At 47.0% G+C, this 25,718-nt stretch carries 23 protein-coding genes and 1 pseudogene; 5 read left to right on the top strand and 19 right to left on the bottom strand.

Going from position 1 to position 25,718, the window contains the following annotated elements:
- Nucleotides 1-99 precede the first annotated feature (99 nt).
- Complete coding sequence (locus ACFSUF_RS04150; RefSeq protein ID WP_377600442.1) at nucleotides 100-1,983, top strand: glycoside hydrolase family 30 beta sandwich domain-containing protein; 1,884 nt, start codon at nucleotides 100-102, stop codon at nucleotides 1,981-1,983.
- Nucleotides 1,984-2,056: 73 nt separating this feature from the next.
- On the opposite strand, the gene ACFSUF_RS04145 is transcribed toward ACFSUF_RS04150, so the two are convergent.
- The 12 genes from ACFSUF_RS04145 to ACFSUF_RS04090 form a co-directional block, all read right to left on the bottom strand.
- Nucleotides 2,057-2,179, bottom strand: coding sequence for an IS3 family transposase (locus ACFSUF_RS04145; protein WP_377600440.1), 123 nt, complete (start codon nucleotides 2,177-2,179; stop codon nucleotides 2,057-2,059).
- Between the two features lie 113 nt (nucleotides 2,180-2,292).
- The gene (locus ACFSUF_RS04140; RefSeq protein WP_377600438.1) at nucleotides 2,293-3,768 is read right to left on the bottom strand and encodes a WG repeat-containing protein; all 1,476 of its coding nucleotides are present in this window, start codon (nucleotides 3,766-3,768) and stop codon (nucleotides 2,293-2,295) included.
- Between the two features lie 249 nt (nucleotides 3,769-4,017).
- On the bottom strand, nucleotides 4,018-4,344 hold the full coding sequence (locus ACFSUF_RS04135; RefSeq protein ID WP_377600437.1) for a hypothetical protein: 327 nt from the start codon (nucleotides 4,342-4,344) through the stop codon (nucleotides 4,018-4,020).
- 105 nt (nucleotides 4,345-4,449) lie between these two features.
- Nucleotides 4,450-4,635 carry a hypothetical protein gene (locus ACFSUF_RS04130; RefSeq protein WP_377601714.1) on the bottom strand — a complete coding sequence of 62 codons (186 nt, stop codon included), beginning with the start codon at nucleotides 4,633-4,635 and terminating at the stop codon, nucleotides 4,450-4,452.
- A gap of 8 nt (nucleotides 4,636-4,643) precedes the next feature.
- Nucleotides 4,644-5,348: an FAD-binding protein gene (locus tag ACFSUF_RS04125; RefSeq protein ID WP_377600435.1), complete on the bottom strand. Its 705-nt coding sequence runs from the start codon at nucleotides 5,346-5,348 to the stop codon at nucleotides 4,644-4,646.
- A 46-nt stretch (nucleotides 5,349-5,394) separates the two neighbouring features.
- Nucleotides 5,395-6,129: a WecB/TagA/CpsF family glycosyltransferase gene (locus tag ACFSUF_RS04120; RefSeq protein WP_377600433.1), complete on the bottom strand. Its 735-nt coding sequence runs from the start codon at nucleotides 6,127-6,129 to the stop codon at nucleotides 5,395-5,397.
- A 107-nt stretch (nucleotides 6,130-6,236) separates the two neighbouring features.
- Nucleotides 6,237-6,764, bottom strand: a complete 528-nt coding sequence (locus tag ACFSUF_RS04115; protein ID WP_377600431.1) for a histidine phosphatase family protein — start codon at nucleotides 6,762-6,764, stop codon at nucleotides 6,237-6,239.
- 138 nt (nucleotides 6,765-6,902) lie between these two features.
- A complete protein-coding gene (locus tag ACFSUF_RS04110; protein WP_377600429.1) occupies nucleotides 6,903-7,367 on the bottom strand; it encodes an arsenate-mycothiol transferase ArsC in 465 nt (154 codons plus the stop codon).
- Nucleotides 7,368-7,552: 185 nt separating this feature from the next.
- Complete coding sequence (locus ACFSUF_RS04105; protein WP_377600427.1) at nucleotides 7,553-8,083, bottom strand: HAD-IIIA family hydrolase; 531 nt, start codon at nucleotides 8,081-8,083, stop codon at nucleotides 7,553-7,555.
- Nucleotides 8,084-8,444: 361 nt separating this feature from the next.
- Nucleotides 8,445-9,299: a copper amine oxidase N-terminal domain-containing protein gene (locus tag ACFSUF_RS04100; RefSeq protein WP_377600425.1), complete on the bottom strand. Its 855-nt coding sequence runs from the start codon at nucleotides 9,297-9,299 to the stop codon at nucleotides 8,445-8,447.
- Nucleotides 9,300-9,500: 201 nt separating this feature from the next.
- The gene (locus ACFSUF_RS04095) at nucleotides 9,501-10,577 is read right to left on the bottom strand and encodes a LamG-like jellyroll fold domain-containing protein (RefSeq protein WP_377600423.1); all 1,077 of its coding nucleotides are present in this window, start codon (nucleotides 10,575-10,577) and stop codon (nucleotides 9,501-9,503) included.
- Nucleotides 10,578-10,601: 24 nt separating this feature from the next.
- Nucleotides 10,602-10,754: a helix-turn-helix domain-containing protein gene (locus ACFSUF_RS04090; protein WP_377601713.1), complete on the bottom strand. Its 153-nt coding sequence runs from the start codon at nucleotides 10,752-10,754 to the stop codon at nucleotides 10,602-10,604.
- A gap of 529 nt (nucleotides 10,755-11,283) precedes the next feature.
- Here ACFSUF_RS04090 and ACFSUF_RS04085 point away from each other — a divergent pair.
- Nucleotides 11,284-11,637 (top strand): annotated as a pseudogene (locus ACFSUF_RS04085) (GNAT family N-acetyltransferase); the annotation flags it as partial.
- 867 nt (nucleotides 11,638-12,504) lie between these two features.
- Here the strand turns inward: ACFSUF_RS04085 and ACFSUF_RS04080 are convergent.
- Both ACFSUF_RS04080 and ACFSUF_RS04075 read right to left on the bottom strand, forming a co-directional pair.
- A complete protein-coding gene (locus tag ACFSUF_RS04080; RefSeq protein ID WP_377600421.1) occupies nucleotides 12,505-14,253 on the bottom strand; it encodes an IPT/TIG domain-containing protein in 1,749 nt (582 codons plus the stop codon).
- A 1,007-nt stretch (nucleotides 14,254-15,260) separates the two neighbouring features.
- Nucleotides 15,261-15,692, bottom strand: coding sequence for a VOC family protein (locus tag ACFSUF_RS04075; RefSeq protein WP_377600419.1), 432 nt, complete (start codon nucleotides 15,690-15,692; stop codon nucleotides 15,261-15,263).
- A 202-nt stretch (nucleotides 15,693-15,894) separates the two neighbouring features.
- On the opposite strand from ACFSUF_RS04075, the gene ACFSUF_RS04070 reads away from it, so the two are divergent.
- On the top strand, nucleotides 15,895-17,952 hold the full coding sequence (locus ACFSUF_RS04070; protein WP_377600418.1) for a helix-turn-helix transcriptional regulator: 2,058 nt from the start codon (nucleotides 15,895-15,897) through the stop codon (nucleotides 17,950-17,952).
- A 254-nt stretch (nucleotides 17,953-18,206) separates the two neighbouring features.
- Here the strand turns inward: ACFSUF_RS04070 and ACFSUF_RS04065 are convergent, their stop codons facing one another.
- A complete protein-coding gene (locus tag ACFSUF_RS04065) occupies nucleotides 18,207-18,497 on the bottom strand; it encodes a YolD-like family protein (protein ID WP_377600416.1) in 291 nt (96 codons plus the stop codon).
- Between the two features lie 294 nt (nucleotides 18,498-18,791).
- On the opposite strand from ACFSUF_RS04065, the gene ACFSUF_RS04060 reads away from it, so the two are divergent.
- Nucleotides 18,792-19,469: a hypothetical protein gene (locus ACFSUF_RS04060; RefSeq protein WP_377600414.1), complete on the top strand. Its 678-nt coding sequence runs from the start codon at nucleotides 18,792-18,794 to the stop codon at nucleotides 19,467-19,469.
- Entirely contained in the window at nucleotides 19,426-19,884 is a 459-nt protein-coding gene (locus ACFSUF_RS04055; protein WP_377600412.1) for a DUF3221 domain-containing protein, read from the top strand. Before ACFSUF_RS04060 ends, ACFSUF_RS04055 begins: the two co-directional genes overlap by 44 nt.
- A gap of 428 nt (nucleotides 19,885-20,312) precedes the next feature.
- Here the strand turns inward: ACFSUF_RS04055 and ACFSUF_RS04050 are convergent, their stop codons facing one another.
- From ACFSUF_RS04050 to ACFSUF_RS04035, 4 genes are all read right to left on the bottom strand, one after another.
- Nucleotides 20,313-22,070, bottom strand: a complete 1,758-nt coding sequence (locus ACFSUF_RS04050) for a S9 family peptidase (RefSeq protein WP_377600410.1) — start codon at nucleotides 22,068-22,070, stop codon at nucleotides 20,313-20,315.
- A 358-nt stretch (nucleotides 22,071-22,428) separates the two neighbouring features.
- Nucleotides 22,429-23,055 carry a Type 1 glutamine amidotransferase-like domain-containing protein gene (locus ACFSUF_RS04045; protein ID WP_377600408.1) on the bottom strand — a complete coding sequence of 209 codons (627 nt, stop codon included), beginning with the start codon at nucleotides 23,053-23,055 and terminating at the stop codon, nucleotides 22,429-22,431.
- Nucleotides 23,056-23,300: 245 nt separating this feature from the next.
- Complete coding sequence (locus tag ACFSUF_RS04040; protein WP_377600407.1) at nucleotides 23,301-24,077, bottom strand: DUF5071 domain-containing protein; 777 nt, start codon at nucleotides 24,075-24,077, stop codon at nucleotides 23,301-23,303.
- Nucleotides 24,065-25,198, bottom strand: a complete 1,134-nt coding sequence (locus ACFSUF_RS04035) for a serine hydrolase domain-containing protein (RefSeq protein ID WP_377600405.1) — start codon at nucleotides 25,196-25,198, stop codon at nucleotides 24,065-24,067. The genes ACFSUF_RS04040 and ACFSUF_RS04035 overlap by 13 nt, the downstream gene beginning before the upstream one ends.
- Between the last annotated feature and the right edge of the window lie 520 nt (nucleotides 25,199-25,718).

Genomic DNA, 25,718 nt, shown 5'->3' with positions numbered 1-25,718 from the left:
TTATTCCTTTATCTCCCTGCCGTTGATTATAATCTTCTCATCCATGTAAGCACTTTCACAATTGCGGCATGGAAAACCAGTACTCTTAGGAGGTAACTTATGATGAAGTTTTACCGGAAGGCGCACGTCTCAGGGCTTGCCATGCTGTTGTTCGTCACTCTTGTATTGGGATCATTCCCGGGGAGTTCGCATGCAGCTACCAACTCCGTGACGGTTTCGTCCACGGACTCGCAGACGATGAAAGGGTGGGGTGCTTTTCCATCTTACTTCCGTTCAGATTGGAATACCGAATCGGGAACGCAGAATTTTACGATCTTTAACAAGTCTCAGATTCAAAGTGCACTTTACAGCGAGCTTGGATTGAACATTATTCGCGTGGATCTGCAGCCTAGAGCGTTTAACGCCGCAACCTGGAGCCTTAATACAACTGCTTTGGCCGACTTAAAGCAGCAAATCCAGATTGCGCGCGACTACGGAATAACGGATTATGTAGTCAGCGTATGGTCGCCGCCCGCCGCCATGAAGGATCCTGCCGACATTAACGGTCAAACGCCAAGCGGCCAGGCGACGCATCTGAGAACCGATATGGAGGACGCCTTCGTTCAATACGCCGCAGATGCCCTCAACTGGCTAGACCAGCAGGGTGTCGGTAAAGCGAAAGCGTTCTCACTCCAAAATGAACCCAGCGCCGCTGTGGGATATGACGGATGTGTCTATGACCAGACTCAATATCAGCGCGTACTTGTGAAGCTCAAGAACAAATTAAACAACAGCGGTTTGAGCAGCGTCAAAGTGTTCGGGCCCGAAGGCCAGTATCCCAGTTCGAATTGGAATCAGCTCGGAACGAATTTCTCGGGACTAAGCGATACCACTGTAAAGAATGCCATTGATGTCGTTGCGACACATACGTACGATCAATATTATCAGGAAATCGGCACACTGACTAACTATAATACACAGGCCAAAAATACAGGAAAAGAAATGTGGATGACGGAATGGTCCCCAATTGATTACGGCACCTCCGAAATCGACTGGACCATCAATGGCATGCGTCACTTCGCAAGAGATTTGGTGGAGATGGAACATACGTACTGGTTCTTCTGGAGAGGTTGGGGACATACGAATGATAACTCTTCCCACCCGGAAAATCTGCTGACCGGAGACACCGCCCCGGTCCGAAGCAAATTATTCTACGTCTTCTCCAAGCTATGGAAGAATGCGCCTGCCGGCTCCAAAGTTCGGAAGATGTCCACAACGGATACGACTCTAAAAGCAACCGGCTCCATCGAAGACGATATGATGGCCTTTGTAAACCCATCAGGCCAGACTGTAGTTCTATTAGTTAATCCTACAACCACAAGTAAGACGTTAGATGTCAAAGGAATAAACGGAAACTCGGTTCAGCAATTTGTCACCACCTCGTCCCAGAATATGACGGACAGCGGAAACTTCACGGTAAGCGGCGGGCAAGCAAGCAACCTTGTATTCCCGGCGAGAAGTATCTCCGTACTTGTCACAAGCGGCACAGGCGGTGGTACGCCTCCGGTATCTGACACCTCCGTATACAATTTCGAGAACGGGACTATGCACAGTTTTTACGGCAGTGCTGCCGCTGTAACCCTTTCCCAATCAACAACACGTGCCTACTCAGGCACGGGTTCCTTAAAAGTCAGTGTCAACGGTTCGGGTACGTACAAAATTTCAAAAGATAGTCCAGCTATCACTGCAGGAAAAACCATCACGTACCGTATCTGGGTACCGGGCGGCGCAAACTTGAATTATGTGATGCCTTTCATCATGGATTATAACTATACATGGACCAGCAACTGGAAAGCCTATAGCTCCTTGACGCCTAATGCCTGGAATACCATCACTTTAACTTATCCTGCCAATTCAGTCGCGCCTAGCCGTTCACTCGGAATCGAGATTCAGACCAATGGAACTTGGACCGGAGACCTCTATATCGACAGCATCAATTGGTAGATTAAAATACAAGAGGCTGTCCCAAAAGTTGAACTGCCCCCCGTCAAGTAGACAGTGTAAATAATAAAGTCAGTTAAGCGGCCTTTGTCCTGAATTCCATTGGACTTAGGCCGTTTAGTTTTGTTTGCAACCGTTCGTAATTGTAGACGAAAAAAAGTATTAGACTGACCCAAAAAAACGAAACAACAGCAACCATGGACGAGAAAATAAAGTCTTAGACTGCTGCTGAATTATTGAACTATCGTTTCCCGTTAGCTTAATCTTCAACGGAAGGGAGTATAGAGTATAGTTAATTAATTTCAGCCTTCCCTATATATCAAGCTCTTCCAGGTAAAATACAGGCTCACCAGTTAACTTACTCACGTACATAAAACGATCCTTATGCCCCGTTTTGAATATCGTATTCTCCCTTATAGACTGCATAATTGTATTGTAATATTTTTGAGGCTTATAAAGCAGACGGCCGCTTTTATCTATAAAAGAAGTTCTCCCCTTAATATCTACCATTGCGACACCGTTAGAAAAACTAAATGCTCCGTCGAAAGCTGGTTCGATCGCTACTTCACCATGAACATTTATGTATTGATACTGATGTTCATATTTAACGGCTAGTAATCCTTCCCTAAAGAAATCCGTTGTGAATGGTAAATGTTCCAGCAGCAATGTCCCCTTGGTATCTATCGCACCACTGGACAATCTTTGACTTACAATAGCCACTCCTTCAGAAAATGCGCACCCGACTCTGTACCCCTGCGGTACTTGTAAACTCTTTTCTTTTTCGTCGATATAGACGGTTCTGCCTGATGGCAGAGTAACCCATGCGAAGCCATCGTTAAAGTGTCCTGCCTCTTTATATTTCGGCATTATGACCCACGAACCATGTTCATTCATAAATCCAATAAGTCGATCTCGAGTTTCGACTTTGACTTTCCCTTCGCTGAATTGCCAAAAAGATTTATAACTTTTTCTATCGATCTCTGAGATAACTTCTCCCGCTTTAGTTATTACCAGAGAACTCTCTTCCAGATCTACAACACAACGGTTATCACTAAAAGACGATGCCCAGTTATATACAGGCTCTAAGACATATTCACCAGTGTGATTGATGAAACCATTCTTACCTTTATAATTAACCCGACCAAGCCCATTTGAGAAATAATCAACTCGGTCAAAAATGGGTTTTACTACGATATCCCCTTCGTCATTTATGTATCCATATTTTCCATTCTTACGGAATGGGCTTAGATCTGTAATTTCTTTGTCCACTATTTTTAATGTTGTATTTTCGTAAGATTCTATCTCTATATTAGAATCCAGTACATCTTCATCGCATTTATCGTAATTTAACCACGACATTTTTTCTAGACCCATGATCATTTTGAAATTTTCAACATTATTACCATCAATCATCACATCTTGCGGTGAGATGGATTTCTTTTTTGTGGGTTTAAAGACGGCTATTACTGCTGAATGATCTACTTCTTTGCCAATATGATCTTCAGTAGATTCATACTCTATATTGAATTCTACATTTAGTGATCCTCTTAAGAATAACTGATAACCCCATCCGTGATCCTCATTGTTCCAAAAAAACAATAAAGGTACCTTATTGGACAAACTCTCACAAAAGTTTTCTATCGAAACTGTGTGAGGAATAAATACTACTGACCATTTAGGAGTTAAGTGATTAACGATACAGTTAAAAGCCGTTATCCGCTGAACATAACTCGAAATCGATCTAATATCTTTTCTTAAGAATAATACTCCACTTGTAAACTCACTCATACTATTCCTCCAATAAAGTATAAAATGCCTGATAACGTTTTGAAGTAGTATTGGTCATATTTGAGATATGTTTGGATATGAGAATGTTCGGGCATGAGACACACTTCAAATTCAAGAATAGTATACTCTAATTATTGATGCCCAGCACCACGCTATCCTGCCCTTTAGCTTAACGAGGTTGCCGAACATATTCGCGGCAGCTTTGAGAATTCCTTTATCTTATAATTCATTCCTCATTAGTGTGATAAGTTATGTACCTACTTTAATGTCATGCCTTATTCCTCTGTCCTCTAACCAATTGACTAATGACTGTTGGATTTGATACCGCTCTTCTTGGGGGATTGTTTCGACTCGTTTTTTATTTGGATAGAAACGATTAGATATATACTCGGTCTCATCAAAAATCAAAACATCGTATTGCTTTACTCCAGGCATTTCACCATGAATCATTACAATGGATTCCGATTCAACCAGGTAAATCGTCAACACACGACCATGACTACACCAATGAAATCCTGGCATATCGAGGCCAATTTTGTCTTGCTCTATTTGTCTCCAAGAGAATTCAATCTCCATTCTGATCCTCCATCTAAATTTCGCTATACTGCCCTTTACTTGAATAAAGGCCGCCGATCAATTGGATCTGCAGCCTTCACTGTGTTATTACGCTATCGTTCCCCGTTAGTTGAATCCAACGAATTCCACTTCTGGTTTAAGATGAACACCATGTTCTTGTTTTGCGCGCTCTTGAGCAAGTTTAATTAGCGCCCTGACATCTTTTGCTGTGGCGCCACCTGTGTTCACAATAAAATTTGCATGTATTTCAGAGAACATAGCCCCGCCGACGCTGTGCCCTTTTAAACCCATGGATTCAATTAGAGCCGCTGCAAACAACGGTAAAGGATTTCGGAACACACTGCCGAATGCTGTTTAAGTGGCTGTGTCCGTACACGCTTTTCTTTAAACATCTTTGTCTTTTCCGAAATCACACTAGGCTCGCCATGAGAGAGGGAAAAGGTCGCCTCTAGAACAATCCATGGATTATGTTGTATTTCGGAGTCGCGGTAACCAAATAAAAGGTCTGTTGCCTGTAAAGTAACAAGATCCCCGTGTGCATTCATAACTATGACTTGTGACAGTATCTTGGAAATGTCAGAACCATGAGCTCCAGCATTCATGCAGACAGCACCGCCCACAGTACCTGGGATGCCACTAGCAAATTCTAATCCAATAAAGCCATGCTTAGCTGCTTGAAGGGATAGGGTTATTAGCGAAAAACCTGCGCCAGCGACTACACCGTCCCCACCAAATGTAGCAGAATCAAAGGCACCCGACAGGCGCAATACCGCTCCTCGAAATCCTTCATCCGATACCAATAAATTTGATCCTTTGCCGATTACGATCCAAGGTCTTTTCGCTGCTTTCAGAGTGCGAACACAAAGTGATACTTCCTCTATAGTACGTGGAAACACAAGTAAATCACATGGACCACCGATTTTCCATGTTGTATAAGTATGTAAGGGCGTATTTGTGGTATATGAGATACTTGCCGCTTCAAGCGCAGAAATAACTTCCTTCATATTGGCCCCCTCATTCGCTCGTTTCCTTATTCAGTGAAACCACGATTTACTTTTCCCTAAACGTCAGTGCTCGAATTGCGAATTTAGGTAAGATCAACTGCCGCTTCCATCTTGAAGGCTGCTGAATCAGCCTGTAAAGCCATTCTAAGTTTAGCCGTTTCCAACTTTCTGGGGTCTCCTTAACTTTTCCTGCAATAACATCAAGACTGCCTCCAACTCCGATCGCAATCTTTGCATGTAGTTTTGATTTATGTTGATGTATCCATCTTTCTGCATAGGGTGCTCCAAGTGCAACCACCAAAATGTCAAGCTTTAAGGTTCCAATTTCATCTACAATCTTATCTTCTTCACTTTGTGTAAAGAAGCCGTGGTGCCTGCCCAATATAGAAAGAGCAGGATACTTGTTTCGTATTACTTCACACACTTTTTCATTGGTGTGCGGATCTGCTCCTAGAAAATAAAATGACCATTTCTTTTGATTTCCTGAATCGAGTAATCTTAACAACGTGTCGTACCCCGTAACCCTTTCGGGAAGATTTCCGCCTCTCAGACGAGAAACCATTACAATTCCCACACCGTCAGCTGTAATCAGACCTGCTTCCTCAATTATGGAACGTAACGATGTGTCTTTTTGGCAGGCCATGGTGATTTCGGGGTTAACTGTTATGACATGAAAAAGCTCGGATCTATTCTCTTCAATCACATCACTAAGAACCTCTATTGTGCGATCTAACGTCAGCTTCGGAAAATTAATCCCCATCACTTTGGCATATTTCCCCATAATGAACTGTCCATCCTTTATAATATTTTAACCACATATTAACTTTGGTTTCTTCACCAAACTATGCTGCCGTTAGGTTAATAGAGCGATTGAGCACTGCTAGTTATTTACTTGATGGAGTATACTTTATAGTCGCCGTTATCTGACGAGAACTTTAATATGTTGCCATCACTAGGAATACCTTCAAAAAAAGCACCAATACAACCTGTTGTGCACCTGTGTCCAGAAATTAAGATATTGACTTCACTGTTCGTATACTGAGCATGAAGTTCATGCATAAAGGAGAAGACCCTTTTTATATAGTTAGGCACTTTCTCAACCCCATGATAAAACCTAGAATCAGGTACTACTCCATCCATTTTGACCTCACCCTTTTTTAAAAAGTCAGCATTGCCTAGATCAAATACATCAAGCCTCTCATCGATGACTGCTTTCTTACCTGTTGCTATCTCTGCTGTTTGAACTGCTCTTTCTTGAGGTGAGGAGTATATGTAGTCAAAAACGACATTTTCAAATTTAGCTCTTAGTTGTTTGGCTTGCTCTAATCCAACGTCATTTAGGGGTAAACCCATTCTTCCCTGGAGCTTTCCTTCTCTGTTCAAATCAGTTTGACCGTGCCTAACCACATAAATCACGCAGAAGACCTCCTTGAGAATGCTAATATCAAAGCTGACCAACCGAACTAACACGAGCTATATTTTGGCAGTGTACATGAGGGGCTACTGACCATCGGAGATGCAGCCTTCGCCGTGATATTACGCTATCGTGTCCCATTATTTCGAAATGTTCATGTTTATTTTCTGTAAAACAATTGGAATTGCCTCTCGAAAAAAGATGATTAATTGTTTCATATCTTCTAGAAAAGTTGGGCTGTTGGGATGACCAATGTTGACAGGAGTGGTCCCTCCATTCAGGACTTCATTGAATAGAAGAATATTTTTATTGTAACTCTGCCTAAGGTGCTCTTTGTGAAGTTCACTCATTCCAATAATCACATCATATTCTTCGAAAAAAGATTCTTTAAATTGTGTTCGCGTAAATCCAGTTGTATCAATTCCCATTTCATGCATGATTCCAAAATGGGCGTTTGAATAATTACTGATATCACTAGTAGCTCTAATTCCAGCCGATGCTACGTTTACTGATGTATTGTTTCTCCCTTTTAAGTAATCCTTCATACAATACTCCGCTATTACACTACGAGTATAGTTATCTGTGCAAACAAATAAAATTTTCATTCCTATCACCCCACAGGATAGTTTGGGTAATCATACCAGAAATACCTTAATGGTGGTGTAAATGTTAGAAAAAACTGCCAATTAGTTGAAATAAAGGCTGCAGATCAATCGGATCTGCAGCCTTCACTGTCTTATTTCGCTATCGTTCCTCGTTACTTCAATGCCTCTTACTGTTGCTAAGGCTGCTAATGTCCACCCACTAGCCATGTAGCAGCATCTATAAGGTCCTTAGCAACATAATCAGGTGATGCTTGCTCATACCACTTATGTCGATATTTTTCTAATGACTGCTTCCCCCAACCTGTTTCTACAAGAATTCTTATAGCCCCGACTGCTGCGGCTGCGAGCATATCAGTTGATCCCATGTCACCAATGACAGCACATTTAGTCAGATCAAGATTGTGTTCAGTTGCCGCTTTTTGAAGCATACCAGGCTGTGGCTTATGGCACTCACACCCATCCTCAGGTTCATGGGGACATATAAATGCCGCATCAAACCCATAACCCTCAAATTCTATATGAAAGTCAGATTCTGATGCGAGCCCCTTAGCGATGTTATGTTGATTTGTAAATGCAAATATTTTTATTCCATGTTCTTTTAGTAATTGCAGTGCTGCTAAAGATGAGGGAAAAAGCTCAAAGTCGCGAGGATGTATGAAATGCCCATTCCCACCTAACGTTCCATCACGGTCCACAAAAACGGCTTGAATTTCCACCCAACTTATCCCCCTTAATTCAAGATCCAGTTTGGTAATTCTCCAATGATTGGAACTTTCCTGCCAATTAGTTGAATAAAGGCTACAGATCAATCGGATCTGCAGCCTCCACTGTCTTGTTACACTATCGTTCTCCGTTAGTTCAACAAACTAATGGATCTCTTTTATTAGATTTCCGTATTTATCATAATATTTATAATTTTGAAATTCATCGGTTTCGGGGAAAATCTACTTAAGCAACAGTCGTTTTATTGTGAAAGAAGGAACTTTGCGCTCCTCCTTTCGCTGCAGCTCCTCGGCAGGAATCTGCCCGTAAAGATGCAAAAGTGCCTTGCAACAAGTCGCTTTTTATTTGCTAATTTCAGACAACGGTATCGCTAATAATCTTCACAAATCCGTTTTTAAAAGCGTTATCCATGACGTTCCATATGTTCTGATTCGCAGTGTCACCAAATAGACGCCACTTATCCGTTGTAGCATCATAAACCAAAAATTTAGGGTAGCTAACGAGCATTTCCGCAGGAAAGGCATTATTTCGTGTATATATATCAAATCGTCTAATTGTTTTTCCATCTTTGTCTAAAAAATCGTATTGTCCACGTTTGTAATAGGAGCCAGGATTATCAAGGTAAAAAAACCAATCGTACTCGGCTGGCTCTTCAACAACCGCACCGCTGTTCGAAACAATTAAATTATAGATAGATTCGTTATAGGCACTTCCATAGACGTGTTGAACGACACCGCCCATCGTCATGTGATATTCTTGCTGCAGTGTGTTGATCTTGACGCCGTCAATAATTAAAGGAGAAGCATTCACCGTTACCGTTGAGTTCTGATATCCAACAGAACAGCCGAGCGTTTCTGCAACAAACCGAAGAGGAACGAACAGGCGATTATTCTTAAGATACGGTTTTGCATCAAGTGCTATCGTCTTCCCATTCTTTACCGCAGTAAAGTTGTTTTTTGCGATCGTGACGTTCAAGTTCTTTTTTGTTAGCGTTACATAAGGACCCGCCCATTTCACCTGTGCACCTAAATTCTCACTTACAACGCGAAGAGGGACCATGAGGCGGTTGTTTTTCATTTCTGGAGAGATATCCGTCTTTACAACAACTCCGTCAACAACAAGTTGGAGCGGATGAGCAGCTAATGCAGGCGGAGATACCATAACGAACGAAAGAATGAAAAATAAAGCGAATAAAATGTTTTTCTTCATTGTTAACTCCTTCTTAGCACAGAATGCTTTTTTTTCTTACAGTTTCAGATGGATGAAAGTTCCCACGGGATATTGACGAATGAAATTAAAAAAGAGTTTCCTTATCACCTGAATGTTGGTTTAATAAAGGCTGCAGATCTATCTGATTATCTGCAGCCCTCAAATTATTGAGTTATCGTTCCCCGTCAGGTTAATCTTTCACTAGCCTATTTTCTCGCGAAGAATGCACCAGTTATGCCCAAACGGATCCTGAAAGTTCAAGAAGTATCCGAACCCGACATCCTTCACATCATGAAACGACGCACCAGCGTAGGTCAGATTCTCGCGAAGTGACTCGATATTCCGTTTTGACGCGAAGATGAACGGAGCCGGCTTCAGCACATCTTCTTTATCTGCCTCTCGATCCATCTTCTGATCATAAATATCTGTACACCGTACAATTAGATTCGGGCCCTTATTCAATCTTAAGAAATAGAACTTTTGATCAGGGTCCATCTGGAGTAGAATAAACCCAAGATGCTTTATGTACCAGTCTACAGCTGCTTGTATATCTTGCGGCTTGACGTTAATTGATAAATCTTCGACACCCTCCAGTACAGGGATATCATCTTCCGGGATGACGGCCGCTTGCGGCTCTTTCTCGGGCACCCACCCATTCTCCAAATAGAGCGCCTCCACCTCATCGGCAGAAACCGCTCGATTGTACAGCCTCAAATCGTCAATTACGCCATGAAAGAATAAAGCTGGCTCATTTGACGACTTACAGCCTATGTAAAGTGGTTCCTCGCTGTTGACCGTGAAGGCTCCCGGCTGATCGCTGATGAGCACGCCGTTCCGATAAAGCTTGAACATCCCGGCTTCATATGTGATCGCGATATGGTACCAGAATTCCTGGCACAGTGGTCGCTCCATAGCGAGATCGGGTTCCAGCAGAAACCGGTGAAAGGCGATATAGTTCTCCCTTGTGCTAAGTTGGAACGAACGTGCATGATGGCCGTCTTGCGAGACGATCGCATTGTTCCAGCCCGATAATTCCGCGTTTTTATCATAACGGCACCACACGGACAGTGAGAACGCCTCCTGGTTCAGTGCCGGTGCCGGATCCACAACGATGTAGTCATCCACTCCATCGAAACAATACGCACTATTCGGATTGTTGAACCTATTCTTACACAATGCAGCTCCTACCGCTTTTCCATGCCGTTCATTTCCGCTGCTGTCCTGGGTATCTCCATTAAATAAGTACTCGGCTGCGAGTCCCTGCCGAAGTCCTGCCATATTGCTGCCGAAAAGCTCATCAATCTATACTTGGAGCACCCCTGACAAGATCGGTAGAACAGCCACATCCGGACAGGACAACCCGTTCTCCCATTTGCTCACTGACTGAGCCGTGATTCCTACCCGTTCTGCGAGTTGTTCTTGGGTCAAGCCCCTTTGTCTTCTGAGCTTCCCTATGCGCTCGCATAAATACCTTGTGTTATAGATATGCGTTCCCTCCTTTTTTTAAGATGATTACATTGTAAGCAATAACGTTCACGAATTGTATCACTCACTTGTTGTGTGATTCGGAAAGAGAACTCAACTGGCAGTTGTATTAGTAATAGATAAACAATGAACTATCCTGCTTTAATTTGCGTTTTCGTAATAATTCTATATAATAGCCTGTTTCTTCTTCCGTCTCCCTAAACACATTCTTCCGGACTTTCATTATTTAAAGTCTTCCTCCAGGTAAAATCATTTCAACTTATTCCAACAAGATAATTGCAGAGTTTGCTTAATGGTTGCGTTAACCTGCCCGTTACTTCAACGAAAACGACAACCGTTGATGAAAATAACTCTCATAGACAAGCAGGAGAGAACAACATGAAAATAGAATGTATTAGTCGAAAAATTGCTTTGTTTTTCATTGGAGGCGCGATAGTATGGGCGAAATAAAAATTGAAAATGTTGGGATCCTGAACAAGCCGCGTATGTTCGGCATAGGCTCACTGAGTACAATTTGCGTCAGGTTGGACATACGGAAGTTGAGAATTTTAGTTTTTTTGTTAAGGACTCAGATGAAACGGTTTTGGGCGGTATAACTGGTGTTATTTTTTGGGACATCATGAGAGTTGATATACTATGGCTTGATGATCGGCTGCGCGGGCAAGGTTTCGGATCGAAGCTCGTCAGCATGGCTGAACAATTCGCAGTTGATAAAAATTGCAAACTGATCAAACTGGATACGTTCAGTTTTCAAGCTCCAGAGTTTTACAAGAAGTATGGATATGAAATTTATGGTGTCATGGCAGACGAACCAGAAGGTTTTCAGCATTATTATTTGTACAAGCGTTTGTAAATGCAGTACCAAAAAACCGCATTAATCGGAGATGTTACTGCTTCTGTCTTGGTCGTGGTATGCTGCCATTTATCTTAACGAGGCTGCCGTACATATTCGTGGCAGCCTATTCAAAATTGTAGTTTTATCCAAGTATGAGGTTCAGACGAAGTTGGCGCTCCATTATCAGGGAAATCGTCCGTTAAGGCAGATTATTATCTTCCTGATCCATTAATTTAACATTTAATTTGCTTCGTCGGGAATGAGATAAAGTTCTTGTCAAATACGGGAATAGGATAAAGTTCTTGTCATTTAAATTTGACAAGAACTTTATCCTATAAAACAAAAAAGCCGCGATTAACGCGGCATTTAATGAGATAATGTTCTTGTCACCCGACATTTAATGACAACAGTGTTCCAATTATACTTCTTAATCAATTATAGCGACACCAAATGTCGTCGGTTGTCAAGAACTTGGTAACATAAATGACAAGAACTTGATTACATTCACCCCCGCCATATTGCCAACAAAAAATCCGCCTTATCGCGGATTTGTTTTTTCGTAGTTGGTTATGTAATGCTGCTTTTCGGGCAGCATTACATCCCGCATTCAGCAACAATCCGAGACTATCTCCATACTATCCGTAATAAGTTTGAGGGATCGAATCACGTTATCCTTTTCGAATTTTTCTTGTATATCCCTTTGCCATCGCAGAAGCTCGTTCCCATGCCGCTCGAAGTCTTGGCCCGTATAGCCGAGGAATATCGGAAACGCCGGCTTTTATTAGAACAGCATACATAAGACAACTAAGCCCCCGCTGCCGGATAACCGGCATAGCAGCAGAGAGCCCCGGGTTCGCCGGGGCTCTTCTTCCTGTGTCTGCGAGATTACAAGAAAGGCATAATGGCATTGGCGTAAGCTTGCGCGCCCTTCGGGTTCGGATGGCCCATGGAGGCACGTTTGCAGATCTCCATCGTCTGACCGGTGCAGCCCGCTTCCGTACAGGATACCAGCCGTTCGCCGGCTATATAGTCCTGTGGGGAGAAGTCCAGATTAATGCCGAACAGATACGGGTCGTCGGTAAGCGCCGCATGATCCGGTCCGAAGGCCGGGTCGGCGAAGAAGATGCGCTGGGCGCCGAGCTCCTGATTCCTGCGGTCAACGGCCTGCTGGAGATAGAGCTTGGAGTCCCGCTCCAGTTTCTCGCAGCGCTGGCAGATCGCCTCGAACTGCGCCAGGCCGAACACGCCTCCCACTCCGCCGCCGCCGACGCCGCCGATCAGAATCCCGAGCGCGATGAGCAGCGCTTCTACGGCTGCCAGATCGCTCTTGCGGGAGATCGGTGCGTAATAGCCGGTGACGATGACTTTGGCTCTCGGATAATCGGTCGTCACCTTGTTCAGCAGCGTATACATGCTTTGGTTGAAATGCTTCTCGAACAGCTCATCCAGGTCAGTGAAGTCGAACGGGTTCAGTACAGTCCGGACGTCAACGTCGTTCATTCCTCCATCCATCAGGACAAGATCCACTTTATCTTTCCGGCCGGTGAACAGGTCGCACTGCTGCAGGATGGTTGGGTAAGAGGTCGGCACCTCGCCGTCTACCGGAGCAGCCGTTTTCGTGTCGCCGTCGCCGATGGTGGCGCCCGAGTGGGCCAATACGCTCGTATATTGCTTCAAGTTACCGTTATTCGCCTGGATGGCCGCCCCGACGAGCGAATAATATTTCTCATGCTCCTGCATCCCTTGCCCCCAGCTGACGGAATCGCCGATGACGAGCATGTGATAAGTGTCGAGCTCCAGCTGCATCATATTGGAGATTGTGCCGTCCGTGAAGCGGACCTTCAGCGTGACGCGCTCGCCCGATGCATTCAGCTCCGTATCCGAAGGACGCACCAGCGTAAATTCAAGCTGTGTGGAGCTGATGACGCGGACATCCGGCATTTCATGGTCATTGACGAGCACAAGCGTCCCTTCCGCGAAGCCGCTCCCCTTCAAGGATACCTTCATGCCAGGCTTGACGCGCGGAAGCTCTTCCGGCTTGCGCGCTTCCATGCCTTCCTGCTCAATGTCCGTGAGCTGCGGCATCACATAGACGGAAGCGCGGTTGGACAACGTTGCGTCCTCCTGACGAACCTGGATCGTGCGGGATCCGCCTGGCAGCGCCGGCAGAGTGAACTGAAGCAGCGTGCTGCTAACCACGGTGGTGGCGGCTTCAACGCCATTGACCAAAACTTTGTCGCTCGGTGTGAACCGTTTGCCTTCCAAGGTGATCTGTTCGCCTGATTTGGCATAGAGCGGACTGACATGGATAATGGCAGGCTCCAACATCTTGATGATGAAGTCGCGCGGATCGATATCATAGAAGCTGACGGGATTCGGCAGTACGCCGCCCGGTCTGCCGTACGGACCCTGATAGCCGGGCGCGCCAGGTGCGCCGGGCTGTCCTGCCTTCCGGGGGCCCGGCCCGCAAGAGCCCTTCGAATCGCCGACCGCACCGCCTGCACCGCCGCTGCCGGGAACCCCCGCCAGTCCGCCCGCTCCTGCGGCACCACCGACCGTCTGGATGTCGAAGCCGCCGCGGAGATACTGCTGAAGCACGGTCTGCGGCGCATACAGGCTGAGCCGCCCGCCCATGCCGCCGTTGCCGCCCGCCCCGCCGTTGCCGGCAGCGCCGCCATTGCCGCCGTTGCCTCCGGCGCCGGCGCCCGCCTTGCAGAAGCCAGCCCAGTCGAGGACGGCGGGCTTGCCCTTCCCGCCTCTCCCTCCGTTGCCGCCATTCTGCCCTTGCCCGCCCTGCGTGCCGTCCTGTCCGCGCAGATCGAAACGCGGTCTTCCCGACATATCCAGCACCCATACCTCCAGCTCCGGTGCCGAGGCGCCGTCATAGCCGCGATATCCCGTCCAGCCTGGCTTGCCGGGCGTTCCGTCGATCCCGACCAGCGTTGTCGACATCGGTGCGTCCGGCGGTGTAGGCGGCGCCGGGCTAAGCTGCGGCGGCATGGAACTGTACGGGCGCTCCCAACTGAACGATACGCCGTCTTCGACGGTTAGCTTCTCTGCAAGAATAACGAGATAGCGATTCGGATATTTAAGGATAATGTTCGTTCCTCTGGCCAGATAGACCTCAGAGGCGACCCAGTAAGACGTATCGATCGAAACATCGAGGCCTGCCGTCATGGCGGGCAGGGACAGGAACGCCTTCTCCTTGCTTGTGAAGGGAATGGCCGTGAGCAGGTCGGCTTTGCCGCTGTATGATTCCACCCTCGAGGTTGTCTGCTGGCTGGAAACCATACGGGTGGCGGACTGCACCATCGTGCCGCCGGTAATAATCCCGGCTCCCGGCTTCGTCACGCCCGATTGCGGCACGACAAGGCCGCTGATATGCAGGGTGCCCAGGTTGGACAGCGAGGTGATTCCCTTGGATTCCAGCAGTGCCTTGTGATAGGCCAGCCTGTCGCTGACCATCTGTGTGGCGGCCGTTAAAGAACCGCCCGTCAGATTGGCTGCAGTTTGCAAGCCACCTAATCCATTGCTGCTTCGTGTACCGTTCATCATTTCATTACACTCCCTCATTCATCTTATTTTTGTTGCGGTTCCCGCTGGCGGTCAGCCTCCGCCACGTTTCGGCGTACATCGCGGGTTTATGTCTGACCGGTCTGATCCGCCAATTCCGCCAATTCGCCGAAGGTTACTTGGCTCCCGGGCTGGCACGCCGTTCGAACGATCCAGATGATCTGAACGTGATTACCTTCCGGATCGAACATCGAGAATGTCGGACCTTCCTGCTGCCAGTACGGCCCCTGGGTGAAGATGCCAAGCGCCTTCATCCTGTGCCATATCGCCTTGAAATCGCTAAGCGTTTCGGTGCTGAATGCCAGGCGCATATGCCGGGGATTGTTCAGGATGACAAGCTCAGCTCTGCCCGAGGATGGATCGATGGCGAGACGGGCCGGGCCATCGTCGCCGGGTGTCTGAGAACCTGCCAGCCCAAGCGCCGTTTCATAAAAGGCGGCCAGCCTGCGCACATCATGCGCATACAGGGTAACGTGTTCCAATTGACGCAGCTTCGTCATACTTCCTTCTTCCTTTCCGGCCGCCTTTCCGCCTGAACAAATCGTATCATCGTCGTGAACGAGGCGGTATGACTCCAAAGAAGGTATACTAAAGGATACCTTAGCTGTAAAATACAGGTGCAAAAATGAGAGGGTGCGTTGTAAAATAGAAAGGAGTATATGCCGTTTACCTGCAGGAATCATCATAGAAAGGTGTGAATGGATGGAACAATGGATGGAAACGCTGGAGAGCCGGCTGCTGGTCGGGCGTTCCGAGGAGGTGAAGGCCTTCCTTGACATCCTGGAAGACGACCGCAGAACCAAGCGGCTCATTCATCTCTACGGAACGGCCGGCGTCGGCAAGAGCTGCCTGCTCGACGAGCTGCAGCGGCAGACGAAGATAAGGGGAATGGCTTCGATCGTGCTGGACAGCGAGGGCTTCTGGCGTTCGCCGGATGCGTTGTGCATGCATATCCTGAAGAGTCTAGACAAGGCGGAGCCAGACAACGGGGACAAGGTTGATGCGTCACTGCTAGAACGAACGACCCGAACACTGAATGCCATGGCGCAGAATGGACGGCTGGTGTTCTTCCTCGACAATTACGAAATGATGGAGTCACTTGATCATTGGTTCCGGGAGTATTTTATCAGCGCGCTGCACAGCAATGTGCTGGTCGTTACGGCCGGACGGCACGCGCTGCCGGGAGCCTGGGCGATCTCGCCCGTATGGCGGCCGCGGATGGCGAGATTTCATCTGGCGCATCTGTCGCGTGAAGCGGTCGAGCGGTACGCGCATTACTGTCAGATCTCGGACCCTTCCCTAATCGGCGATATCTGGCAGCGGTCCAAGGGGCATCCCTTGACGCTATCGCTACTGGCCTTCTTCTGGGAGCAAGGAATGCCGCCGGGCGGCGATGAATCGAACACGGAGGAAGCGGACAGTCTGCCCTTCATTGTGAACCAGTGGCTACGGGAAATTCCCGGCGAGCATATGCGTCCGTTTGTCGAGGCTGCGTCCGTGCTACGAAGCTTCAATCAAGACTCGCTCGCTTTTATCATGGAGAGGGAGGTCGCCACAACCGAATTTTATCAGCTCATCCGCTTCTCTTTCGTACGACGAACGGACAACGGATGGACGATTCACGCGTTGATGCGGGAAGCTGTGAATCGGGAACTGCGGCTGCGATCCCCCCAGCTGTATGAACGGCTCCAGAGCCGCGCCATTATATATGCTTATGAACGATTCCGACAGGCGCCGAGGGAATCGCGGGACCGTGAAGCGCTGGAACTGACCTACTATGCCGGCGATGCGCTGATTCAGGCGCTAATGCACTGGTTCGATCCCACGCCTCTCCCCTTCGAGCCGGTTGGCGCGGACAACCGGGAAGAGCTCGAGCAATACATACGATACCGACAGGAGACGGCTGCTTCGCAGACGATCAAGCTGTTCGACCCGCTGACGAATCGTCCGTTTGAATTCAAGCTGACCGCAGAGCAGCATCTTCATTCGCTCAAATGGTTCAATCTGGATCGGCTGCTTGCCCTGGACTACGATGTGCTCCGTGTGATGCGCAGTGAAACTGGGAGAATAGCGGTTCTGATCGCTACAGTCCCCATTAACCGGAAGACGATGCCCTATCTGCTGGAACACCCCTGCGCCCGTCCTTACTTCGCAAGCCTGACAGCGGAGGAGTTGAAGCGGTTTACCGTACCGGAGCATACCCGCTCGGGCTGGTTCATCGATATGGTCGACCAGGACGATTACGAGAGCGCCGCCCAGCATACGGCAATCGGCCATTACCTGCACAGCTTGATGTTTACCGGCGAATTTCTGCTTCGCACCCCTCCTCCCCATCCCTTCTTCACGGCCGCGCACGAGAGCCTCGGCTTCGATGTGGCGAGTGCGTTTCATACAAGCTACGATGGTGTGACCCCGACGCCTATCTTCGTAAGGGACACGCAGGGCGACCAGCTGGATGCCTATATCCGGAAGTTAGTGAAGCGCTCGGGCTGCCGAATCGAGCTGCCGCTGGACGAGCGCCAAGCCACGGAGTCCGGCATTAATCCCGATCGAGCCGCAGGCGGGCGAATCCCGAAGCTAGACGGCCTTACCGCCCGCGAGCAGGAAGTCGCCGCCCTCGTCGCCGACGGGCTTACGAATGGGGAGATTGCTGCCAGGCTCTACCTTAGCGAGGTAACGGTGAAGAAGCATCTGAAATCGATCTTCGAGAAGCAGGATGTGAGCAGCCGGACCCAGCTGGTACGCAAAATGCTTCAATAACCGTTTCAATAACGGTACTAATAACTGAAAGAAGGAGCCGCAAACAACTGCGGCTCCTTCTTGGTATGAACAGATTAAGAATTTCAGGTCGCCGCAGTCCGACAACATGAAGCCTACCTTCCTGCAGCTTCCCAGCTCGAGAAGCATATCGGCAACCTTAATCTTTTCTGATCGTTCCTGGTTCAATCTCATCTAACCATTTCTTCCTCATATCCGTCATACGTCTCCTATATACAAATCAATCAGTTAGGGCATCACTCTGCCTCTTGGATATTTTCGACCTTGAACCAGTCCCCGTTTATCATTAAACGGCTTCCGATCGGATCAACTTTCTCGATCACTCCCTGGATGATCAAGTCCTCGTGGTAGTCGAACAGATGTAACTTGATCGGAACTCTAAACTCATAGCAGTCCGTGATCAGTTCGTTTATCTCTCCCCATCTCTGCTCGTCCAACTCTTTCCTTGTTCGCCGGCTACGCTCCTCCTTCTGCTTTAGAATGGCCTCTCTGTGTTCAGGTAGTATGTATTTCGTCTCCCAGCGCATGTTTGATTACAAATGGTTGTCCATAATAGTACACAGAAAATGCCTCTGCAGTTCACACTGTTTATGGGTTTATACAGTTAAAAACGGAAAGCCGAACGTCGGTGCGCGAGCTTGGGGTCTTCCTCGGCAGGATCCGGTGTTGGTTGGCGTTTGGTTGATTCTTATCGTTTCCTGTGTTTACGCTACTTATATATTTAGGGCGGTAGGTGGCGTTCAGCCATCCTGTGCTTGCATTGCGACTTTTCCATCGTCTTTGCGTCAGTATTAACATCGTTATGGAAGGGGATGAATTCATTGAAATTCAAAAAAACGCGACTGCTTTTGATGCTGGCCCTCACAACAGTGTTGTTACTTCCCTCAGTTTTGGCATCAGCAGAAATCCCTTCTTCACCTCAACTCATTCATGTTCCGATTACGATTAAAGGCCAGCGCGGCGACGTCAGCTTTCTATTCATGAGCGGGCGACTGTATGCCCCGTCGGTTCTTACGTTAAATCGGCTACTTCCACCACGAAAGGGTGGTATGAGTTGGGACAATAAGCGTAAAGCGGTGGAGTTCCATCTAGCAAGTACGAACGGTATCGTAACACGAACCATCCTTCCGGCCATCGTACGCGACGGTCGTTCTTATGTTGCCATACGGGACGCCGCCGCTTTTTTCGGTTATGATATCTACTGGAACCGAGCGGGAAAAGAAGTAACTTTACGCACATTGACGTCGCTGGACGGCCTCTCCCGAATCGATGCAACCGCAGATCCTGGGGCTGTTCAGCACTTTCTCAAGGATAATCGCATTCCAAACGGCGACATTTTCCTAAAGGAAGGCAAGCTTCATATCAATGTTGTAGGCTTGACTCCTGCCACCGAGGCCATATTCGAACGATCCTTTAACAGGGGAACCTTCATACTCCATGACGTGATATATACGGTTGAGCAGCTTCGACAAGCGCAAGATGCGTTTGGCCGATCATGAACTGTACCGGAAGGTTAACATCTATAGTTCGTCGATCGACGTTATCCATAACCGGGTCATCATCACCATGCCGGACAGTGACAAAGGCAGCATCGGCGCAATTGAAGCCGTCGTTGACAAAGCCATGCTAATCTACGAATTCGAGCCCCTCGGCGAACCGGACACCATCGGACAGGTAACCGAGATTGACACGAAGGCCCAGCGCATCCTTGTTTCAGTAAATGGAAAACCTAGCATGTGGTACAGCTTCTCACCCTTCTCTGAGATCATGCGTGAATCGGGTGAAGCCTCCTCGTTCAGTGATTTTAAAGTTGGTCAGACCGTCCACGGATGGAGCGCGGGCATGGTCATGACCTCCCTTCCTAGCCAGGCAACCGCCCGCCAAATCAAGATTATGGGTGAGCCAAATCAGTAGCAGAATAACGACAAGCAGCCCCGCCTATAGGGGGCTGCTTCTGTTGCTTTATATACCTAACCTGTTGGCTTCATTCAAATAGTTTCTACACCGGGAAGAGCGGGCCTTTTGATTAACAATCAACTTATGGCAGTTTTACTCCGTAATCTATGAGTAGCTCTTGAATTGAATAGAACTCAAATGTTTCTAACTCTCATCAAGCCGTCATAATCAAAAACAACTGCTTCAATCAGGTTTATTCCTCCCATTTTTACCATATGGAATTTTACGTCAACATACCATTATAACTATACTGCCCTTTAGCTTAACGAGGCTGCCATACAAATTCGTGGCAGCCTCGACAGATTTTTTATTTAACTATAGTTCTCCTTAATAAACCGCATGCGTCTGTGCGGAGTTTCCTTGGCTACAGTCACACGGCAAATAAATTATTCGTTTCGCCCGGCCAAGTGTCTGGCGAGAAACTTCTCGGCCGTCACATAGAACTTTAGTCGGTTCTCCGGTTTTGCGAAGCCGTGCCCTTCGTCCGGGAAGAGCAAATACTCGAAGTTCAGTCCCCTTTCTCTGAGCGCGTCGACGATTTGCTCAGATTCGGTCTGCTTGACTCGCGGGTCGTTTGCGCCCTGGGCGATCAGCAGTGGAATTTTGATCGCATTGGCTTTAAACAACGGGGACCGAGAATGGAGGAACTCTTCCTCAAGATCGGGATTTCCGACTCTTTTGTGAAGCATGGCAAGCATCGGCGCCCAGTACGGTGGAATGGAGCGGATCAGCGTGACCAAGTTGCTCGGGCCGACAATATCTACTGCGCAGCAGAACAGGTCCGGGGTGAACGTCGCGCCGACCAGTGCCGCATAGCCACCGTATGATGCGCCATAAATCGCCACGCGGTCCGGGTCTGCATAGCCCATCCGTACCGCCCATTCCACTGCATCGACGAGGTCGTTATGCATGGTGCCCGCCCACTCTTTATTGCCTGCGTTTAGAAATTCTTTCCCGTATCCAGTCGAGCCCCTGAAGTTTACCGACATGCAGGCGTAGCCCCGGTTCGCGAGCCATTGATGCTCCGAATGAAAGCCCCAGTGGTCCCTACCCCATGGCCCGCCATGCACGTTCAACACCATCGGTACGCTTTCCCGCTGTCCCTGCGGAAACGTGATGTAGCCATGAATCGTCAAGCCATCGCGCGATGTAAAAAATATCGGCTCCATTGGCGCCATCTCGAACTCAGCTAGGAGGTGATTGTCATGAAACAGGAACTGTCCCATGCGGGAATGCCTATCGTAGATGTAGTAAGCGGTCGACTCCCTATCGGACTGGAAGGTAATGAGCCACCTGCTGTCTTCAAGATCACGGCTACTTATCCGGAAGTCCCCGTCATGCAGACGGCCAATAGCCAAAAAATCCTCTTCCACCGCCGCTTTTAGCGCTGTCCATTGCTTTCGCTCCCGTACGAACTCAACCGCCTGCACCTCGTATGTATCGGGATCGAACATTACTTCTCCGACGTCATATTGTGGGTCCTCCGCTATTACACTGTATGTCCCGTCTTTGGCATTCATCCGGACTAGACGGCCCGCGTTCGTGTTTCGCGAGTCGATGACATACAGCTCCCTACCGTCTTTGGTGAAGCTAAGTGGACGGCTTGACATGGCGTCCTCGCTGTCCCAAGAAACGATGGTTCTCCAATCGGAGTTCTCGTCGTCACGGATCAGCAGATCCATGCCGCCATCTTGCTTGGCCTCGCAGGCCCCCCGTATATTCAGGTCGGCGTCCACCACCCAACCGATAACGTTACCGGGGTTTTTGGCAACAAGTGACAACTCTCCGGTTGCAATGGTGAGGCGATAAACGTCGTGTGCAGCATCATTCTCCTTATTCAGCGCAACGAGGAGCTCACCTGGATGTTCCATGCTGGTTTTGACGACATTCGCCTGCACATTCTCGAACGGCGTCAGGTCCCTAACTTTCTTGTTCTCCAGATTGACGGAGTAGAGCCGCCAGTTTTCGTTGCCTCCGGCATCCTGCACATAGAGGATATGCTTGCTGTCATACCCCCAGAAGTACCAGCGGATTCCCCGGTCTCGATCATGAGTAATGGGCTCAGACGTATGCCCCCCCGGTACTTCCGACCCAGATGTTGAGAACGCCTTCATCTGGAGCCAAATACGAAATGTTATCGCCATCCGGAGATAACTGCGCTTGCGTCTTGTCCGGGTTGCCAAAAAGGATCTCTATCGGGATCAACCGAACTTCCGATGCGTTGTTCATGAACACCTTCTCCTTTGGAGTAAAATAGTTCCCATCGGGTAGGGGCCCTGTTGTCTATTTTCAGATTAAACCATTTTACGAGAAAGAGGAAGAGCGCGTTACATAAGCGAAAGCTGCCGTATTAATTCGCGGCGTAACTCATGCATTCCTCCCCGAAAAAATATTTTAAAACTCTAGGATGTTACTGTATATCTGCAATGCTTCTTATCCCCTTTTGCGATATGCGATCCTGGCATCAAAGCATAAATCTTAATTTAAAGTCAGCAATTCTGCTTATTCAATTACAATTACCTCCCCATCTTTCAAGGTTTTAAATAAGATCTTGTTTTCGATTAAGTAGTCTACTACCTTCTCCATATCCTCAGACTCTGCATGATCAGATCTGTAATGGGGAGCAATAAAGTAATCTAAAATATTTAATCCGTCCCAAATCGTGCTGTGTTGTTCGCCATATGGTTTCTGGTTTGGATCATCTACTAGTTGAAGACCTCTTAATGTTGGTCCAAGAATACATATGCCTGCGCTATATCCTCCATAAACGATCTTTTTTCCTTTTCTGTGATATTGCTTTATAATTTCATCAAAGCCACTAAGTTTCATTGCTTGTGCTAAAACGAATGTATTTCCGCCTCTTGTCCATATGACGTCATAATCTTCAAGTTTTTCCTCCAACTCTGTAGATTTATAGAAATATTCCCTTAAATCCAATATTTCTACATGAAATCCTAGTCGCTCAAGGTCGGAAACGTCTATTGCATCGCTTTGCTTTCTTCTTTCCGAATCGGTTGCAAAATCCAACGCATTGTTTATAAAAGCAACCTTTTTATTTCCGTTCTCTGTCAGCCGTTTTAATGCTAATTCTTCATTTCCAATTTTAAACGATGATAAATAGTATTTCATGATGGAATCCCTCCCCTTGTCTAAATAATTATTAGTATTAGTTTAATTATGCAGTTTAAGGGAATTCAAGTGAAGTGAATGGAGGGATATATTCAAATTATCCTGCCCGTTAGCCATTCATGCACACCCAGTTCCGCACCACAGAACCATGAAAGTTAATCCGTTCTTTCATAGTAGGTTTAAATAAAGGCTGCTGATCAATTAGATCAGCAGCCTTCACTTTGTTATTCGGCTATCGTCCCCAGTTAGCTTAACTTCTCAATGAAACCTTCGAAAATTTCTCTAGCCCTCGCATCTATTTCACAAAGCTTCTCGTTCTTAGTGGGAGTCATTATTATCCTTAATAAATCTGGAGTGATTTCATTTTTCACTTCAGTCGATAGATGCGGTATAAGGAATAAAATGCATGAATACTGCCAACAATCATCACCACTGTGTAGTATCATTCTTATTTGGGGAATGATGTCTTCTGGTCTAAAACCAGCAAGGACTATGCAAAGTTCTTTTGCAATAGGCCAGTTGATGTCTTGAATCCATTCAAACAGGTCTCCAATTATCGGTTTTAGATTTATTTCAACTGGATCGATTGCTTTTAACTTTATTAGTGCTTCCTCGTCAAATTTGTCTTTTGGAACTAACTCATTAATGGAGAACAAGTAACCACTCCTTATAGTAAACGCACTTCTGCCCTCTAGCCTAACGAGGCTGCCTACATTATTCGTGGCAGCCTCGTTAGTTTCCTTTATTGAGCTATCGTGTCCCGTTAGCTTAACCCTCAAGTGGATCAGATCAGTAGGATTTTTCAAAGTGATGGCAAGTGATTCTCCAACTATGCCGTGATAAGTGATCATCTCATGTAAGGAGAGACCGTGCAGTGCAGCTTTATCTCCATAGACCGAGGTCCAAATAAAGACCTGCACGAGGAACAGCAGCGAACCGACAATTATCGACATGGCCATATGTGATCTGTAGGCCGCCCATTCCTTATAGGTTACAAAAGCTACAGAGGCTAAGACCCGCATCGCTCTACTCCAGCAATAATAACATCGGACAAATAGTCGAACTTGCGGTCGAAGTGGGTTATGTATTGTTTGGTAGGGATAAAGCAGGAGATCACAATAGCATTGACAGGATCAACTAAAAGAAAAGAACAGCCCGCCCCGGAATGCGAAAAAGTTTGTGGAGAACGCAGGGTGCCTGATTCATCGCGTTTTTCACCGCTTAAGCTCCAGCCCAATCCCCAATTCGCTTCCTTGAACACCTCTTCACCGTAATAAGAGGATATGCCTGGAATTTGATTGCGGGTCATCGCCCGAATGGTTGCCTCGCTTAAAATGCGTTTATCATGATATATTCCCTTGTTCAAAAACATTTGCCCAAATTTCAAAAGATCCGCAGTCGTAGAGTACATGCCATTGGCTGCATCGGGTACAGCCAGCCTTTCAACAGAATTTAGACCTGCAAATTCATAGCCGTCTGGTATTTGCAGCAAACGTGATTTCGCTTCATCTGGCACGCTATAGAAACTGTCCTCCATGCCGAGTGGAACAAATAAGCGTGCTTTTGCAAAAGCCGCGAGGTTTTGCCCGCTTAAACGCCGGATAATTTCGCTTAGCAGCTCAAAGCCAAAGCCGCAATAGGACATTCGGGTTCCCGGTTTAGACTGCAGCGGAGCTCCATAACCGGACTGAAGTCTTTCAAATAACCTGGGATGCTGGTTATCCGGACAATCTGCCAGATCAACCTTACCTTGATTCTGCTTCATATTCTCATATATGCTGTTGTCTTCCAGTCCGGATGAGTGCGTCATAAGATGGTACACCATCACCTCATGCTTGCCATCCCCAATAAATTCTGGGATATACTCAGAGACGCGTCTTGTCAGGCTTAGCAAGCCATCATCTGCAAGGAACATTGCCGCTGTTGCAGTAACTACCTTCGATATTGAAGCTACAGGAAAAATTCGTTGGTTTGGAATCTTCACTGACTCGTCCGCGATAATAATTCCCTTATGGGCGACCATCCAAGTAGCATAGTCCTGTTCGTTTTGCTCAGCCCAGCCTGCAACTAATTTGCGTGCTTTCTGCAATTGCATTTCATTAAACCCGGCTTCCCCAGCGGTCCCATATCTTAATGTTGCCATTACCATTCCCCCTAGACTAAAAAACAAAGCCACCTTATTGAATCAGGCGACTTGATGTTAACATTATTTATATCGACTTATTCCCATCAACGTATTGCTGGAATCAACCTATATTCCATAAGCCCGCAGCAATTCCGATTATCGTGAGGCTGGCAGAAGATAACTGCTTTGTGTCCAGGGCGCATGCTTCACATTCATCGCCGCCGTGATTAAAGCCCATATCGCCTGCTCCAGGCTGCGCAAATAACTTTTTGACCTTAAACAAATATATATTGTATTTATTTGGATATATATAAGAAAATTTTTACTTTATAGTAATATCTTATTTTTAGTTCAACACTTAGCTCATCTAAATCCTTTGATCGCTGTTTACATTTTTCAGAATAAATAAAATATATATTTATAAGTTAATAATAATTAAGTTATTAATTGCACCATCAAACTATCGTTCTCCGTCAGTTCAATCATATCATCTCTGAAATAAACATTGGTGTGGCTCCATCCTCTGTATTAAAGCCAA

It is taken from the genome of Paenibacillus gansuensis, from assembly GCF_042684925.1.
Taxonomy (GTDB): domain Bacteria; phylum Bacillota; class Bacilli; order Paenibacillales; family DY6; genus Paenibacillus_N; species Paenibacillus_N gansuensis.
The sequence above is the reverse complement of the archived record's forward strand: the minus strand, read 5'-3'. Positions and strand labels throughout refer to the sequence as shown.